Here is a 15,655-nt window from a genome sequence, read left to right as displayed (position 1 = left end):
ATGACCATGCTGCGCACCGTGTTCCTGTCGCTGCTGTTGTTGTCCGCGTTGCTGCCCGCGCTGGCAACGGCCGCCGCGCTTGACGTCGACTGCGTGGTGCCGTCCAAGCCGGGCGGCGCCATGGACCTGACCTGCAAGCTGGCGCAGAAAGGCTTGCTGCAGTCCGATCCGGCGGCGGCAGCGCCGTTCGCGTCCTCGGTGCGCATCAGCTATCTGCCGGGCGGCATCGGCGCGGTGGCGTGGCGTTCGATGGGTTCGCAGCGCCGGCGTGCCGAAGCCAACACCCTGGTGGTGTTTTCGGGCGGCTCGTTGCTGAACCTGGCGCAAGGCAAGTTCGGCAACGCCAAGACGGGCGACGTGCGCTGGGTGGCGGCGCTGGGCGCCGACTACGGCATGATCGCCGTGCGCAACGACTCGCCCTACAAGAGCCTGGCCGACCTGATCGCCGCGCTCAAGCGCCACCCCGACAAGGTGCTGATCGGCGTGTCCGGCACCATCGGCAGCCAGGACTGGCTGAAGATGGCGCTGGTGGCGCGCAAGGCCGGCATCGACCCGAAAGTGCTGCGCTTCGTGGCGCTGGAGGGCGGCGGCGAGATCTTCACGGCGATGCAGGCCGATTACGTGCAGGTGATGTCGGGCGATACCTCCGAAGCGACCCTGAACGCGGGCGACAGCCATGCGCGCGTGCTGGCGGTGCTGTCGGAAAAGCGCCTGCCCGGCGTGCTGGCCAGCGTGCCGACGGCGCGCGAACAGGGCATCGACGTGGTCTGGCCCATCATCCGCGGCCTGTGGATGGGGCCACAGGTGCCGGAAGCGGATTACCAGCGCTGGGTGGCCACGTTCGACCGTGCGATGGCCACGCCGCAGTTTGCCCAGTGGCGCACGCAATCGGGCATGTATCCGTTCGCGCTGACGGGTGACAAATTGACGCAGTACGTGAACCAGGCAGTCGAACGCTACTCCAGGCAGGCGGCCGAATTGGGCCTGATGCGCTGAATCCAATAGCAAACCATACAACAATCACAGACGGAGACAAACCATGCAAACCAAGACCATTCTCGCCATCGCCCTGGCAGCCGCTTTCGCGGGTAGCACCGGCGCCGCTTTCGCGCAGGTGCCGGCAGGTTATCCGGCCGACTACCAGAAGATCATCGACGCGGCCAAGAAGGAAGGCAAGGTGGTGATCTACAGCGCCACCGACAGCAAGGCTGCCGCGCCGCTGATCAAGGATTTCAGCGCCCTGTATCCGGGCATCTCGGTCGAATACAACGACATGAATTCGACGGAAGTGTATAACCGCTTCATTTCCGAAGTGGCCGCCGGCGGCAACACGGCCGACGTGATGTGGTCGTCGGCGATGGACTTGCAGATGCGCCTGGCCTCGGACGGCTACGCCCTGAAATACAAGTCGGTCGAAGCGTCCAAGATCCCCGGCTGGGCCATGTGGGACGATCAGGCTTACGGCACCACGTTCGAGCCGGCCGCCATCGTCTACAACAAGCGTTTGCTCGACCCGAAGGAAGTGCCGAAGAACCACGACGACTTCGTCAAGCTGATCGCCACGCCGAAATTCAAGGACAAGGTCACCACCTACGACATTGAAAAGTCGGGCGTGGGCTTCATGTTCATGTCGCAGGATGCGAAGGAATATCCACAGTTCCTGGCGCTGCAAAACGCGTTCGGTACGGCCAAGGTGCGCGTGCAGTCGTCGACGGGCACCATGATGGAGCGTATTTCGTCGGGCGAAAACCTGATCGGCTATAACGTGCTGGGCTCTTACGCCCTGGTGCGTGCCAAGACCGACCCGTCGATCGGCGTGGTGCTGCCCAAGGATTACACCCTGATCCTGTCGCGCGTGCAGTTCATCAACAAGAACGCGAAGAACGTCAACGCCAGCAAGCTGTGGCTCGACTACATCCTGTCGCACCGCGGCCAGACCATCATCTCGAACGGCGCCAAGCTGTACGCGATTCGCGCCGACGTTACGGGCGAGACCACCTCGGCGGACCTGATCAAGGAAATCGGCGCAGCCAACATCAAGCCGGTGCCGGTGCACCCGATCATCCTGCAATTCCTGGGGCCAGCCAAGCGCATGGCCTTCTTGAAGCAATGGAAAGAAACAGCCGGCAAGAAGTAACGCCGTCCTGGCCGTCCGCAGGCGCGTGCCCGCGGACGGATGCCGCACCCTTCATTCATTGGATTCATCATGCAAACTGCTATCTTGCCGCTGCCTGCACGGTCGCGCTCTCCCTTGTCGCGCCTGAACTGGCCGCGCGGCGTGGTCGTGGCGATCACCATGGTCGCCATTTTCCTGCCGCTGTTCCTGATTTTTTACCAGAGCTTTTTGAACGCGCCGTTTTTCATGCCGGTGCGCGAATTCGGCTTTGACTCTTACCGTTTCATCTTCGATGATCCCGATTTCTCGATGGCCTTCAAGAATGGCCTGATGCTCGCCTGCGGCCTGACCGTCATTGCCGTGCCGCTGGGCGGCATGCTGGCCTTCCTGATGGTGCGCACCGACTTGCCTGGCCGCGGCTGGGTGGCGCCCATGCTGCTGGTGCCGATCTTTGTCTCGCCGATGGTGATGGGCTTTGGCTACGTCGTGTCGATGGGGCCCGTGGGCTTCTACTCGGTCTGGGCCAAGGAGCTGTTCGGCTTCGTGCCCTGGAATATTTATTCCTTCACCAGCATCGTCATCATCGCCGGCCTGACGCACGTGCCGCACGTCTACCTGTATGCCTCGTCGGCCCTGAAAAGCCTGGGTTCGGACGTGGAAGAAGCGGCCCGCGTGGCCGGCGCTTCACCGGTGCAGGTCATGCTGAACGTGTCGCTGCCGATGATCATGCCGGCGCTGGCGTATGCGGGCGTGCTGGTGTTCTTCCTCGGCTTCGAAGTATTCGGCCTGGTGCTGGTGCTCGGTGATCCGGAAGGCCACCTGGTGCTGCCGACCTATCTGTACAAGCTGACGAACAAACTGGGCACGCCGTCGTACCACCTGATGGCCGCCGTTGCCGTCTGCCTGGTGATGGTGACCATGCCGCTGGTGATGATACAGCGCTGGCTGCTCAAGTCCGCCAACAAATATGTGTCGATCAAGGGCAAGGGCGCGCGCAGCAAGGCCATGCCGCTGGGCCGCTGGAAGTGGCTGGCCTTTGCCTTGCTGGCGGGCTGGCTGATCTTCACCATCATCCTGCCGCTGACGGGCATCGTGCTGCGCTCCTTCGTGCAGTACTGGGGCGAGGGCGTGCACCTGGCCGACGTGCTGACCCTGCAGCATTTCCGCGATATTTTCGACCAGCCTTCGCTGGTGCGCGGCATCGTCAACACGATCCTGATCGGCGTCGTCGGCGGCGCGCTGGCCGTCGGCTGCTACAGCTTCATCGCGCTGGCCATGCACCGCAAGCAGGACGGCGTCACGCGCCTGCTCGATTACAGCGTGCTGGTGCCGCGCGCCGTGCCGGGTTTGCTGGCAGGCCTGTCGTTCCTGTGGGTGTTCCTGTTCGTGCCGGCCTGGCTCGACGGCATATTGAAAGGCATGGACAACGGCGTGGCCCTGTGGCTGAGCGGCCATGTGATTCCGGTGCTGCGCGAAGTGCGCTCGACGATCTTCGCCCTGTGGCTTGCGTATTCGGTGGTGTGGATGGCCTACGGCATGCGTTTGATTTCCACCGCGCTGCTGCAAGTGGGCCCGGAACTGGAAGAGGCGGCGCGCGCCGTCGGCGCCAACCGTGGCCAGGTGACGCGCGACGTAACGCTGCCGCTGATCAAATACGGTTTGCTGGGCGCCTGGCTGATGGTGTTCCTGATCTTCGAGCGCGAATATTCGACGGGCGTGTACCTGCTCTCGCCGGGCACGGAAGTGATCGGCGCCATGCTGGTATCGCTTTGGGCGGGTGGTTCGACCGACCTGGTGGCGGCGCTGTCCTTCATCAATATCACCCTGGTGGCCATCGGCCTGGGCATCGCGCTGCGCTTCGGCGTGAAGTTACACAACTGAGTTGCATAACTAAGAATAGACTGAGACCACATCATGAATGAATTGACCGTCAATGAATTGCACCTGGACTACGGCACCGGCGCCTCCGCCAACCAGATACTGAAGGGTGTCTCGATGCACCTGAAAAAAGGCGAAGTGGTCGCCCTGCTGGGGCCTTCGGGCAGCGGCAAGACCACCTTGCTGCGCGCCGTCGCCGGGCTGGAAAGCCCGAAGGCAGGCACGATCGAGATCGGCGAGCGCAATGTCTTCGATGGCGCGAAGCATTTCGAAATGCCGGCCGAGCACCGCAACCTGGGACTGGTGTTCCAGTCGTACGCGCTGTGGCCGCACAAGACCGTGTTCGACAACGTCGCCTATGGCCTCAAATTGCGCAAGATGGGCAGCACGGAAATCGCCGCGCGCATCAAGGAAGTGCTGACGCAGCTGGGCCTGGGGCACCTGGGCGAGCGCTATCCGCACCAGCTGTCCGGCGGCCAGCAGCAGCGCGTGGCGATCGCCCGTGCGCTGGTGTACAACCCGCCCGTGATCCTGCTCGACGAACCGCTGTCGAACCTGGACGCCAAGCTGCGCGAGGAAGCGCGCGCCTTCCTGCGCGAACTGATCGTGCGCCTGGGCCTGTCCGCGCTGATGGTGACGCATGACCAGGGCGAGGCGATGGCCATTTCCGACCGCATTTTGCTGCTCAATAACGGCAAGATCGAGCAGCAGGGCACGCCGCAAAGCATGTATGAAACGCCGGATACCCTGTTCACGGCCGAATTCATGGGCAGTAACAACCGCTTGCCCGGCAAGGTGGTGCAGCGCGAAGGCAACCAGGTGCGCCTGCTGGTCGATGGCGCCTCCATGCAGGGCGTGGCGCGCGGCGCCAACGTGGGCACGGAAGTGACGACCATGATACGCGTCGAGGAAGTGAAGATCAGCGCCACGCAGGTGGACAACGCCATCGAGCTGCCGCTGCTGACCTGCATGTACCTGGGCGACCGCTGGGAATGCCTGTTCGAGCGTGGCGGCGCCGAGAACATCAGCCTGCGCGCGTACTCGCGCCACAAGCTCGAAGCGGGCAAGTACTGGCTGCACATGCCGGCCGATAAGCTCTGGGTGTTTTAACGGTACCGCGGTGGCCACCTTGGCGCGCAGTCTGTGCCGCGCTGGCCACCGGTTTTGCATCGCCCCCGTATTTCACGGCGCCCGTGCCGGCCTTCCTTATTCTCCATATGCCGTGATCGCCGGCGCCGTGCCGTTCACGCTGGCGCCATGCCACCGCCCTCTTTGCCATGGCCGTGGATGGCACTGCTGACCTCTCCATTCTTTTCCCTGCTGACAAGACAAAGCCGCCAGAGTTGAATGGACCGGCTGGAACTGGCATAAAGCAAACGCTCTGTATTGTCCTTGCCGCGCACCCTTTAATCCTCGCTGCCGCCATGCGCGGGTAATATGGGGGCGCCGTTGCGCCATGCCGTATGTGTTATCTAAAAACAACGCTCTTATATGTCGCATGCGCGGCTTGTCTTGGTCATGGATAAAAAAACGCCAGTTCCGAGAATGCCGACAGTTTGCCGGAGAATGCCGATTTTTCCATCGGAAGACAATGGATGGGAGTGTTACAAATAGTAACTAAGGCGGGGTATTCTTTAAAAAACGGGTTTTGTATTTGCATTTAAAAAGTTGCCTCACGGCCATTTATTTTAGTTATTTTTACTTCCATCGTTTATAATTTGAAAAGAACGCCGGCGAGGCTTTTTGCGCGGTTTTGACGTGAGTTCGCCCTTTTTTTGAGCTCAGGAAAATGCATATGCGCACCGATGGTGTCCGTTTTTCAATTGTCAGACACGCCGCATGGGCGCCGGGTCTGGAAACGCCGCAGCAATGGCGCGCGTGGGCGCAAAGCGCCTTGCCCGTCGCGCCGATTGCCGCTGCCGGCGAGCCGGGCGTGCGTGCGATGGCGCCGATGCTGCGCCGCCGCGCCGGTCAGCTGGGCAAGATGGCGCTCGAAGTGGCGTACGCCTGTCTCGGCGAACAACGCGATATTCCGCTCGTCTTTTGCTCCCGCCACGGCGAGGTGGCGCGCGCCGTCGAACTGCTGTCGGCGCTGGCCCAGGGCGAACCCCTGTCGCCGACGGCGTTCGGCATGGCCGTGCACAATGCCAGCGCAGGCCTGTTTTCCATCGCCCGCGCCGATACGGCGAATCAGCTGGCCATCGCCGCCGGTGCGGCCAGCCTTGAAGCCGCGGTGATCGAGGCATGCGGCTTGCTGGCCGATGGCGCAGCGCAGGTATTGCTGGTGCTGGCGGAGTGTCCCTTGCCAGTGCCGTTCGAAGCTTTTGAAGACTGTCATGAGCAGTCGCATGCGTTTGCCTGGCTGCTGCAGGCCGAGGCTACCCCGGGCACCGCTTTCAGCCTGACCTGGCGCGCCCGCGGCAGTGATGATGCGTTGGCGGCTGCCGCCGGCGCCCTGCCGGGCAGCCTTGCCGTGTTGCGGTTCATGCTCGGCGAGGCCCGCACGTTCGAGCACGCGGCCAACCGTCAGGCATGGTGCTGGAGCCGCCATGCGTAAGCTGGAGGCTGTTCGCGCCGGCATATCGATAGGCTGGCGTACCATCGCGACCGCGCTCAGTTTCGCCGCCTTCGGCCTCGGCGGCTTGCTGCTGCGCGTGCTGGTGTTCCCCGTGCTGCAGGTGCTGGTGTGGCGGCGCGAAACGCGCATCGCTTGCGCGCGCGCCATCATCCGCTGGAGTTTTCGCCTGTATATCGGCCTGATGCGTTTTCTCGGCGTGCTGCGCTACGACTTGCGCGGTCTCGACAAGCTGGAACGCGGCGGCTTGCTGATCCTGGCCAATCATCCGACCCTGATCGACACGATTTTCCTGATGGCGTATGTCAAGCAGGCCGATTGCATCGTCAAGTCCGATTTGTGGAATAACCCGTTTACGGGAGGCCCCGTGCGCGCGGCAGGTTATATCAATAACACGGGCGGCGCCGAACTGGTGGACGCCTGCCTGGCATCGCTGGAGCGCGGCAACAACCTGATCATTTTCCCGGAAGGCACGCGCACGCCACGCAGTGGCGAGGTCGTGCTGAAGCGCGGCGCGGCGAATATCGCCGTGCGCGGCCGCCGCGACGTGACGCCCGTGCTGATACGTTGCCTGCCCAGGACTCTGGGCAAGGGCGAACCATGGTGGCGCGTGCCGGCCCGCCGTGCGCATTTCGAGATCGCCGTGCAGGACGACTTGGCGATCGGCGAGTTTACCGGCGGTGGCGCCAGCGACGTGATGGCGGCGCGTACCTTGACCACTCATCTGCAACATTACTTTAGCGGGAAACAGGAACAACATGCTTGAACAAGAAGTGAAAGAACTGATCATCGAGGCGCTGCAACTGGAAGACGTGAGCGCTGCCGATATCGATACGGATGCGCCCCTGTTTGTCGAAGGCCTGGGGCTCGATTCGATCGATGCGCTGGAACTGGGCGTCGCCCTGCAAAAAAAATACGGCATTTCCCTGTCGGCCGATTCGGCCGATACGCGCCGCCACTTTGCCTCGGTACGGGCGCTGGCGGCGATGGTTGACACTCACAGAAAGAAGTAAGGAGCAGCAAATGGTAGATATGAGCGCAATGAGCCGCGATGAATTGTACGCATGGGTGGTGCAGCTGCTGGCCGAAATGTTCGAGCTCGATCCGGCGGCGCTGACGCCGCAATCGAATCTGTACGCCGAACTCGATATCGACAGCATCGATGCGGTCGACCTGGCGGTCAAGCTGAAGCAGCTGACGGGCAAGCGCCTGCAGCCGGAAGTATTCAAGACCATCCGCACGATCGACGATGTGGTCGAAGCACTGCGCGCGATGTCGGTGTCGGAACAGGCGGCATAACGCGTGCTGCTCAATGCCGTCGCGTTGCTGCTGACCGTACTGTATCCGCTGGCGATCTGGTTCGGTCACGGCCAAGTCGAGCCGCGCTGGCTGGCGCTGCTGCTGTTGCTGGCCGCCGTCTGTCGCCTGCCCGCGCTGAAGCTGCAGCGCGCCGCACGCTGGTCGGTGGCCGCCGCGCTGCTGCTGGCCGCCATCGCCCTGTGGAGCAACCTGCTGCTGCCGCTGAAACTGTATCCGGTACTGGTCAATGTCGTCTTGCTGGCCACTTTCGGCTACAGCCTGTGGGCGCCGCCGTCGGTGGTGGAACGCCTGGCGCGCTTGCGCGAGAAGGATTTTTCGCCCGCCGCCGTGCGCTATACGCGCCGCGTGACACAAGTCTGGTGCGGATTTTTCATCGTCAATGGCGGCATCGCGCTGGGTACGGCACTGTGGGCCAGCGAAGCCGTCTGGTCGCTGTACACGGGCGTCATCGCCTATATCCTGATGGCTCTGTTATTTGGCGGCGAGTATCTCGTCCGCCTGCGTTTTAAGCGTTTGCACCATGCCTGAATCCTCGTTGCCGCAAGCCCCCGCGCCTGACGCACATCCGCCGATTTCCCCGCTGGCGCGCCTTGCGCTGTCCATGCATGGCCGCCCGCCGGCCATGCCCGTCGGCTGGCGCGATGGCGCGGTGCTCGATTACGCGCACTTTGCGGCGCGCATGTCCGCCTGGGCCGGCTTGCTGGAAGGCCAGGCCGGCCGCCATTTCGCTTTGTACCTGGACGACAGCATCGAGTTTGGCGCAGCCTTGCTGGGTGCCTGGCAGGCGGGCAAGACCGTCTGGCTGACGGCCGATACGCTGCCGGCCAGCTGCGCTTCGCTGGCTGCGTCCGTCGATGGTTTCCTGGGGCAGTTCCCGGCTGCGCATGCGCCGCTGCCGCTGCCAGCGGACAGCCTGGCCGAGCGAGCGTGGACGCAGCTTGCCGACGATTTCCCGGCGCTGGTGGTGTACACCTCCGGCAGCACGGGCGCGGCGCAAGCGATCCCGAAAAAACTCTCGCAGCTGGCCAGCGAGGTGGTCACGCTGGAGCAGCTGTTTGGCGAACATGCCAATGGCGCGGCCGTCGTCGCCACCGTCTCGCACCAGCATATCTACGGCTTGCTGTTCAAGGTCTTGTGGCCGCTGGCTGCCGGGCGTGCAGTGCATGCGCACAGTGTGGATTATCCGGAACAGCTGGCGGCCTTGCTGGCGCGCGGTCCCTGCGTGCTGGCCGCCAGCCCCGCGCACCTGAAACGCCTGCCGGAACACATCGACTGGTCCGGCGCGCGGGCGCAACTGCGCGCCGTGTTTTCCTCGGGCGGGCCGCTGGCCCTGGACAGCGCGCTGGCGGCTGGGCATTTGCTGGGCCGCGTGCCGCGCGAAATCTACGGCAGTTCGGAGACCGGTGGCGTCGCCTGGCGCCAGCGCGTGCCAGAGCGCCCTGACGACGAGAGCTGGCAGGGTTTTCCTGGCGTGGACTGGCGCCTGCTGGATGACGGCGCGCTGGAAGTGCGTTCGGCGCACCTGGCCGACGATGGCTGGCTATGTTTGGCCGACCGCGCGCGCGACACGGCGCCAGGACGCTTCCAGTTGTTGGGACGCAGCGACCGCATCGTGAAGATCGAAGAAAAACGCATTTCCCTCAATGCCATCGAAGCGGCATTGCTGGCCACGCCGTTGGTGCTGGACGCGCGCGTGCTGCTGTGCGATGCGCCGGCCGGCGAGCGTCAGAAGGTGGCCGCCTTTATTGTCTGCAGCGCCGCTGGCCGGGCGCTGCTCAACGCCGAAGGCAAGCTGGCACTGAACCGCCAGCTGCAAACGGCGCTGGGTGGCCAGGTCGACGCCATTGCCTTGCCGCGCCGCTGGCGCTACCTGGAACAATTGCCCATCAATGCGCAGGGCAAGACGACGCAGGCGCTGTTGCTGGCATTGCTCGAGAAACCCCGCTTGCCGCATGCGCAGTTGATCGAGCGTTCGGCCGAAGGTGAAACGCCACGGTTGCTGTTCGAGCTGCACGTCCCGGCGAATCTGTTCTATTTCGAGGGCCATTTCACGGGCGCGCCCTTGCTGCCCGGCGTGGTGCAAGTGGAGTGGGCGCTGCACTTCGCGCGCCAGCACCTGGACCTGCCCGCGCGGTTCCGCGCCATGCATGCGTTGAAATTCCAGCAGCCGGTGCTGCCGGACCGGCCCGTGCGGCTGGCGTTCGAATACGACGCGCCCAAGGCCAGCCTGCAATTTCGTTATCAGTCGGACGCCGGCCAGCATGCCAGCGGCCGCATCCTGTTTCACCCGAATGCCGCTGCCGTTCCCGATGGCGGCACCGATACACCCACTCCAGCAGCGAGCGCATGTTAGATAAAAAATTCTCACCCGAACGCCAGACCGCCTTTGCCGCCCGTTTCGAGGCGCAAAAAATCGCTTTCGGTCCCGTCGTCTTTCAATGCGTGCGCTATGCCTGGAAGCGCGGCATGCTGCAGGCGCTGGCCGACACGGGCCACAGCGGCCTGACGATCGCCGACATGGCCGCCAGCGGCCGCTGGACGGAATATGCGCTGAAGGTGGCGCTCGAATCGTGCCTGTCGGCCGGCGTCGTCTCGCTGCGCGATGGCGCGTATGTGCTCGATAAAGTCGGTTTTTGCATGCTGACGGACAGCATCACCCAGGTCAACCTGGACTTCATGCACGACGTCTGCTACCAGGGCTTGTTCGACCTGGACCGCTCGCTCGACGCCGAGCAGCCACTGGGACTGGTCGCACTGGGCGACTGGCCCACCCTGTACCAGGGCCTGTCGGCCCTGTCGGAGCCAGCCAAGGGCAGCTGGTTCGCCTTTGATCACCATTATTCGGATACATCGTTCCCCGAGATCTTCCCGGACGTCTTCGCCACGGCGCCGCGCCGCATCATGGACATCGGCGCCAATACGGGCAAGTTCGCCAGTGCGGCGCTGGCCTACCATGCGGGCGTGGAACTGCACCTGGTCGACCTCGAGCGCCAACTGGCGGTAGCCGACCGGACCCTCACCGATGCAGGCGTGCGCGAGCGGGCCCATTTGCACGCCTGCGACCTGCTCGACGACGCGGCGCCGCTGCCGGCCGGCATGGACCTGATCTGGATGAGCCAATTTCTCAGCTGTTTCAGCGAGCCGGCCATCGCCAGCATCCTGCGCCGCGTGGCGCAGGCGCTGGGGCCGAACGGGCAAGTGCTGATCATGGATACCTTCTGGGACCGCCAGCAGTACGATATCGCCGCCTACTGCCTGATCAACACCTCGCCGTACTTCACGGCCATGGCCAGCGGTAACAGCAAGATTTACCAGAGCACCGACTACATCCGCCTGGCGCAAGCGGCCGGTTTGGAGTTGCTGACCACGCGCGACGGTATCGGCTATTGCCATTCGCTGCTGCGCTTTGGCCGCGCCGGAGCACATAGTGACTGAAGTGCGTTTTCAACCCTGCATCGTGATCCCCGTGTTCAATCATGAACACGCGATCGGCGCCGTGGTGCAGCGCCTGCTGCCGCATGGCGTGCCGCTGATCCTCGTCGACGACGGCAGCTTTGACGCCGGCGCGCGCATCCTGGATGCGCTGGCCGCCGCGCATCCGTCGCGCGTGACCCTGCTGCGCCATGCGCACAACCTGGGCAAGGGTGGGGCGGTGCTGACGGGTTGCCGCCACGCGCATGCGCAAGGCTACAGCCATGCGCTGCAGATCGATGCCGACGGCCAGCATGAAACAGACGATGTGCCGCGCTTCTTGGCGCAGGCGCAAGCCATGCCGGCGGCCGTGGTGGCTGGCTACCCCGTGTACGACGCTTCGGTACCCAGGGCGCGCTACTACGGCCGCTATGCGACGCACGTATGGGTATGGATCAATACCCTGTCGCTGCAGATTCGCGACTCCATGTGCGGCTTTCGCGTCTATCCGCTGGCGTCTTTCATGGCGTTGGCGGAGAGTGCCATGCTGGGACAGCGCATGAATTTCGACACCGATGTGCTGGTGCGCCTGTACTGGGATGGTTTGTCGATGGCGAATCTGCCCACGCGCGTCGGTTACCCCAGCGACGGCGTCTCGCATTTTGATCTTTGGCGCGACAACGTGCTCATTTCGCGCATGCACGCGCGGCTGTTTTTCGGCATGCTGTGGCGCGCACCGCGCCTGCTGGCCCGCCACTGGCGCGCGCGATGACGGCAGCACCACAGCAGCCGCGCGGACACTGGTCCGGCTTCAATGAAGTCAGCTTCGTGGCCGGCATGCGCCTGCTGTTCTGGATCTGCCGCGTCTTCGGCCGCTGGCCTTTCCGCATCGTGCTGTACCCGGTGCTGGCCTGGTACGTGCTGACCAAGCCGCGTGCGCGCCGCGTATCGCGCAGCTACTTGCGCCGCGTCGCGGCGTGCGGCGGTCCGGCAAACCTGAGCGTGCTGCGGCACTTTGCCACGTTTGCCGAAACCATCCTCGACAAGATGCTGCTATGGGGCGGCCTGTACGACACGCGTGGCGTGAGCCTGCACGGCGTTGATGGCGACGATGGCATCAACCGCTGCCTGGACGAGGGGCGCGGCGCCTTGCTGATCTGCGCCCACCTGGGCAACCTGGATTTGTGCCGCGTGCTCTCGCAGCGCAATACGCGCTTGAAGCTGACGGTGCTCGTGCACACGCGCCATGCGCAAGCGTTCAACCGCATGCTGGAGACGCTCAATCCGGACAGCCAGCTCAATCTGATGCAGGTGACGGAAATCACGCCCGCCACGGCCATGCTGCTGGCGGAAAAGGTGGCGCAAGGCGAGTTCGTGGTGATCGCCGGCGACCGCGTTCCCGTCTCGCCGCAGCCGCGCGTGGCGATGGCGCCGTTCCTGGGCCAGCCGGCCGCTTTCCCGATCGGCCCGTATGTGCTGGCCAGCGTGCTGCAATGCCCCGTGTATCTGCTGTTTTCCATGCGCATCGGCCAGCGCTCCGAAATACATTTCGAACTGTTCCGCGAGTCGCTGCACCTGCCGCGCAAGGCACGCGAGACGATGCTGGCCGAACTGGCGGCCGCCTATGCGGCGCGCCTGCAGCATCACTGCCTGCGCGCGCCGCTCGAATGGTTCAACTTCTACGATTTTTGGCAACTCCCCGATACTTCAAGACTGGATACTCCCGATGCAACTCGCTGACCTGAAAAACACCCGGCGCGCCGTCCGCTTCGACCGCGAGCGCCTGCGCATCGAAGACATTACCGACATCGCGCATGGCCGGGCCAGCGCCGAACTGTCCAGCGACCCCATCTTTCTGGCGGCGATCGCGCGCGGCGCCGATTTCCTCGACCGCCTGCTGCGCGAGGATGGCACCATCTATGGCGTGACCACGGGCTACGGCGACTCGTGCACGGTGACCGTGCCGCCTGAACTGGTGGCCGAACTGCCGCACCACCTGTACACCTATCACGGCTGCGGCCTGGGCGAATTCTTCACGCCGGCGCAGACGCGCGCCATCATGGCCACGCGCCTGGCGTCGCTCTCCAAGGGGTTTTCCGGCGTCAGCGTGGAACTGCTGGCGCAGATCGCGCGCCTGCTCGATGCGGGCCTGCTACCGCTGATCCCGTCCGAAGGCTCGGTCGGCGCCAGCGGCGACCTGACGCCGCTGTCCTACCTGGCGGCCGTCTTGTGCGGTGAGCGCGAAGTGTGGCGCGACGGCGTGCAGGTGCCGGCGCAGCAGGCGCTGCGCGAAGCGGGCATCACGCCGCTGCGCCTGCGTCCGAAGGAAGGCCTGGCGATCATGAACGGCACGGCCGTCATGACGGCGCTGGCCTGCCTGGCGTATGAGCGCGCCGAATACCTGACGCGCCTGACGACGCGCATCACGGCCATGGCCTCGTTTGCGCTTGACGGCAACGCGCACCACTTCGATGAGACCCTGTTCTCCGTCAAGCCCCATCCCGGCATGCAGCAAGTGGCGGCCTGGCTGCGCGCCGATCTGCCCACAGATTCCTGGGAGCGCAATGGCAAGCGGCTGCAGGACCGCTATTCGATCCGCTGCGCGCCGCACGTGATCGGCGTGCTGGCCGATGCCTTGCCTTGGCTGCGTTCGTCGATCGAGAATGAACTCAATAGCGCCAACGACAACCCGATCATCGACGCCGAAGGCGAGCGCGTGCTGCATGGCGGCCATTTCTACGGCGGCCATATCGCCTTCGCCATGGACAGCATGAAGAATACGGTGGCGAACCTGGCCGACCTGCTGGACCGCCAGATGGCCTTGCTGGTCGACAGCCGCTACAACCAGGGCTTGCCGGCCAATCTGTCGGGCGCCACCGGCCCGCGCGCGGCCATCAACCACGGCCTGAAGGCATTGCAGATCAGCGCCTCCGCCTGGACGGCCGAAGCGCTGAAGCTGACCATGCCGGCCTCGGTGTTTTCGCGCTCGACCGAATGCCACAACCAGGACAAGGTCAGCATGGGCACCATCGCCGCGCGCGACTGCCTGCGCGTGCTGGAACTGTGCGAGCAGGTGGCTGCGGCCTTGCTGATTACCGTGCGCCAGGGCGTCTGGCTGCGCTGCAAGGTCAATCCCGACGTGCCGCCGCAAGCGGCGCTGGCGGCGATGCTGGAGGCGCTGGCCGCCGATATCGCACCCGTCGAGGAAGACCGCCGGCTCGACCCGGAACTGCGCGTGCTGCTCGAACGCATGCGCGCCCAGGCGTGGCCACTGTATGGAGCCGGGAATGACTGAGACGCATAAAGTGCGCGGCAAGAAGGCCACGCCCAGCCGCTGGCACGCCGAAGTGGAGATGCAGGTGCAGTTCTTCGACCTCGACCCGATGGAGATCGTCTGGCATGGCCGCTACGTGAAATACCTCGAAGTGGTGCGTTGCGCGCTGCTCGACAGCATCGGCTACAACTACGTCGACATGAAGGCTTCCGGCTATGCCTGGCCCGTGATCGACATGCATTTGCGCTATGTGGCGCCAGCCACCTTTGGTCAGCGCCTGACCTTGCGCGCCGACCTGGTGGAGTGGGAAGACCGCTTGAAGATCGAGTACCTGGTCAGCGACAGCGCGACGGGCAAGCGCCTGAACCGCGCCAGCACGACGCAGGTGGCCGTCGATATCGCCAGCGGCGAGATGTGCTTTGCCTCGCCGCCGGTACTGTTTGAAAAATTGGGATTGAAGGCCGTATGAAAAAACAATTCAAAATCCTGCTGGCGGGCCTGTGCCTGCTGGCGATGGCGCCGCTGCACGCGGCCGCGCCGGTAGCGAAGATCGAGGCCATGCTGGCCAAGCCGCAGCAGCTGTGCGGCCGCTTCGACCAGAGCAAGCAGCTGGCCGGCATGAAGAAGGCGCTGGCGTCGAATGGCCGCTTTTGCGTGGTGGCCGGCAAAGGCGTCCTGTGGCGCACCTTGCAGCCGTTTCCGAACACCCTGCGCCTGACGCGCGACGAGATCGTGCATTTCCAGGGCGAGCGCGTGGCCATGCGCCTCGACGCGAAGACGGAGCCGGTGGTCAAGATGATCAACAGCGTGCTGTTTTCGCTGCTGGCCGGCGACCTGGCGCAACTCGATACGCTGTTTGAAGTGGACGGCAGCATCGATGGCGGCACCTGGCAGGTGGCGCTGAAGGCGCGCCAGCCGGCGCTGGCCAAGGCCATCGGCAGCATCCACCTCGATGGCGGCGCCTTCGTGAAAAACATCAGCATCAGCGAAGCGAGCGGCGACCGCACGAGCATCGTGTTCTCGGCGATTGAAACGGGACCGTCCGCCATCACGGCGCAAGAGGCGGCCCTGTTTTGAACGC

16 protein-coding genes are annotated in these 15,655 nt (G+C 64.3%); all 16 read left to right on the top strand.

Annotated features, from left to right (window positions below; translation table 11 throughout):
• On the top strand, positions 1–996 hold the full coding sequence (locus tag AC4BCN_RS22340) for a Bug family tripartite tricarboxylate transporter substrate binding protein (RefSeq protein ID WP_490491783.1): 996 nt from the start codon (positions 1–3) through the stop codon (positions 994–996).
• A gap of 43 nt (positions 997–1,039) precedes the next feature.
• A complete protein-coding gene (locus tag AC4BCN_RS22335) occupies positions 1,040–2,137 on the top strand; it encodes an ABC transporter substrate-binding protein (RefSeq protein WP_485878508.1) in 1,098 nt (365 codons plus the stop codon).
• A gap of 69 nt (positions 2,138–2,206) precedes the next feature.
• A complete protein-coding gene (locus AC4BCN_RS22330; protein ID WP_128142352.1) occupies positions 2,207–3,997 on the top strand; it encodes an ABC transporter permease in 1,791 nt (596 codons plus the stop codon).
• A gap of 33 nt (positions 3,998–4,030) precedes the next feature.
• Entirely contained in the window at positions 4,031–5,104 is a 1,074-nt protein-coding gene (locus AC4BCN_RS22325; RefSeq protein WP_128142353.1) for an ABC transporter ATP-binding protein, read from the top strand.
• 685 nt (positions 5,105–5,789) lie between these two features.
• Complete coding sequence (locus tag AC4BCN_RS22320) at positions 5,790–6,551, top strand: beta-ketoacyl synthase chain length factor (protein WP_485878506.1); 762 nt, start codon at positions 5,790–5,792, stop codon at positions 6,549–6,551.
• Positions 6,544–7,335 carry a lysophospholipid acyltransferase family protein gene (locus AC4BCN_RS22315; protein ID WP_485878505.1) on the top strand — a complete coding sequence of 264 codons (792 nt, stop codon included), beginning with the start codon at positions 6,544–6,546 and terminating at the stop codon, positions 7,333–7,335. The genes AC4BCN_RS22320 and AC4BCN_RS22315 overlap by 8 nt, the downstream gene beginning before the upstream one ends.
• The gene (locus AC4BCN_RS22310) at positions 7,328–7,582 is read left to right on the top strand and encodes a phosphopantetheine-binding protein (protein ID WP_034750401.1); all 255 of its coding nucleotides are present in this window, start codon (positions 7,328–7,330) and stop codon (positions 7,580–7,582) included. The genes AC4BCN_RS22315 and AC4BCN_RS22310 overlap by 8 nt, the downstream gene beginning before the upstream one ends.
• A gap of 19 nt (positions 7,583–7,601) precedes the next feature.
• Complete coding sequence (locus AC4BCN_RS22305) at positions 7,602–7,868, top strand: acyl carrier protein (protein WP_374106831.1); 267 nt, start codon at positions 7,602–7,604, stop codon at positions 7,866–7,868.
• Between the two features lie 3 nt (positions 7,869–7,871).
• Positions 7,872–8,417, top strand: a complete 546-nt coding sequence (locus AC4BCN_RS22300; protein ID WP_490491782.1) for a COG4648 family protein — start codon at positions 7,872–7,874, stop codon at positions 8,415–8,417.
• Entirely contained in the window at positions 8,410–10,242 is a 1,833-nt protein-coding gene (locus AC4BCN_RS22295; RefSeq protein ID WP_490491781.1) for an ApeI family dehydratase, read from the top strand. Before AC4BCN_RS22300 ends, AC4BCN_RS22295 begins: the two co-directional genes overlap by 8 nt.
• A complete protein-coding gene (locus AC4BCN_RS22290) occupies positions 10,236–11,324 on the top strand; it encodes a class I SAM-dependent methyltransferase (protein WP_490491780.1) in 1,089 nt (362 codons plus the stop codon). Before AC4BCN_RS22295 ends, AC4BCN_RS22290 begins: the two co-directional genes overlap by 7 nt.
• Complete coding sequence (locus AC4BCN_RS22285) at positions 11,317–12,072, top strand: glycosyltransferase family 2 protein (RefSeq protein ID WP_490491779.1); 756 nt, start codon at positions 11,317–11,319, stop codon at positions 12,070–12,072. Before AC4BCN_RS22290 ends, AC4BCN_RS22285 begins: the two co-directional genes overlap by 8 nt.
• Positions 12,069–13,040 carry a lysophospholipid acyltransferase family protein gene (locus AC4BCN_RS22280; protein ID WP_490491778.1) on the top strand — a complete coding sequence of 324 codons (972 nt, stop codon included), beginning with the start codon at positions 12,069–12,071 and terminating at the stop codon, positions 13,038–13,040. The genes AC4BCN_RS22285 and AC4BCN_RS22280 overlap by 4 nt, the downstream gene beginning before the upstream one ends.
• Positions 13,027–14,595, top strand: a complete 1,569-nt coding sequence (locus AC4BCN_RS22275) for an HAL/PAL/TAL family ammonia-lyase (RefSeq protein WP_490491777.1) — start codon at positions 13,027–13,029, stop codon at positions 14,593–14,595. The genes AC4BCN_RS22280 and AC4BCN_RS22275 overlap by 14 nt, the downstream gene beginning before the upstream one ends.
• Positions 14,588–15,043, top strand: coding sequence for an acyl-CoA thioesterase (locus tag AC4BCN_RS22270; protein ID WP_230517310.1), 456 nt, complete (start codon positions 14,588–14,590; stop codon positions 15,041–15,043). The genes AC4BCN_RS22275 and AC4BCN_RS22270 overlap by 8 nt, the downstream gene beginning before the upstream one ends.
• The gene (locus AC4BCN_RS22265) at positions 15,040–15,651 is read left to right on the top strand and encodes a LolA family protein (RefSeq protein WP_490491776.1); all 612 of its coding nucleotides are present in this window, start codon (positions 15,040–15,042) and stop codon (positions 15,649–15,651) included. The genes AC4BCN_RS22270 and AC4BCN_RS22265 overlap by 4 nt, the downstream gene beginning before the upstream one ends.
• The last annotated feature ends 4 nt before the right edge of the window (positions 15,652–15,655 follow it).

It is taken from the genome of Janthinobacterium sp. Bl 1 (genome assembly GCF_058215535.1).
This window is presented reverse-complemented; position numbering and strand designations above follow the sequence as displayed.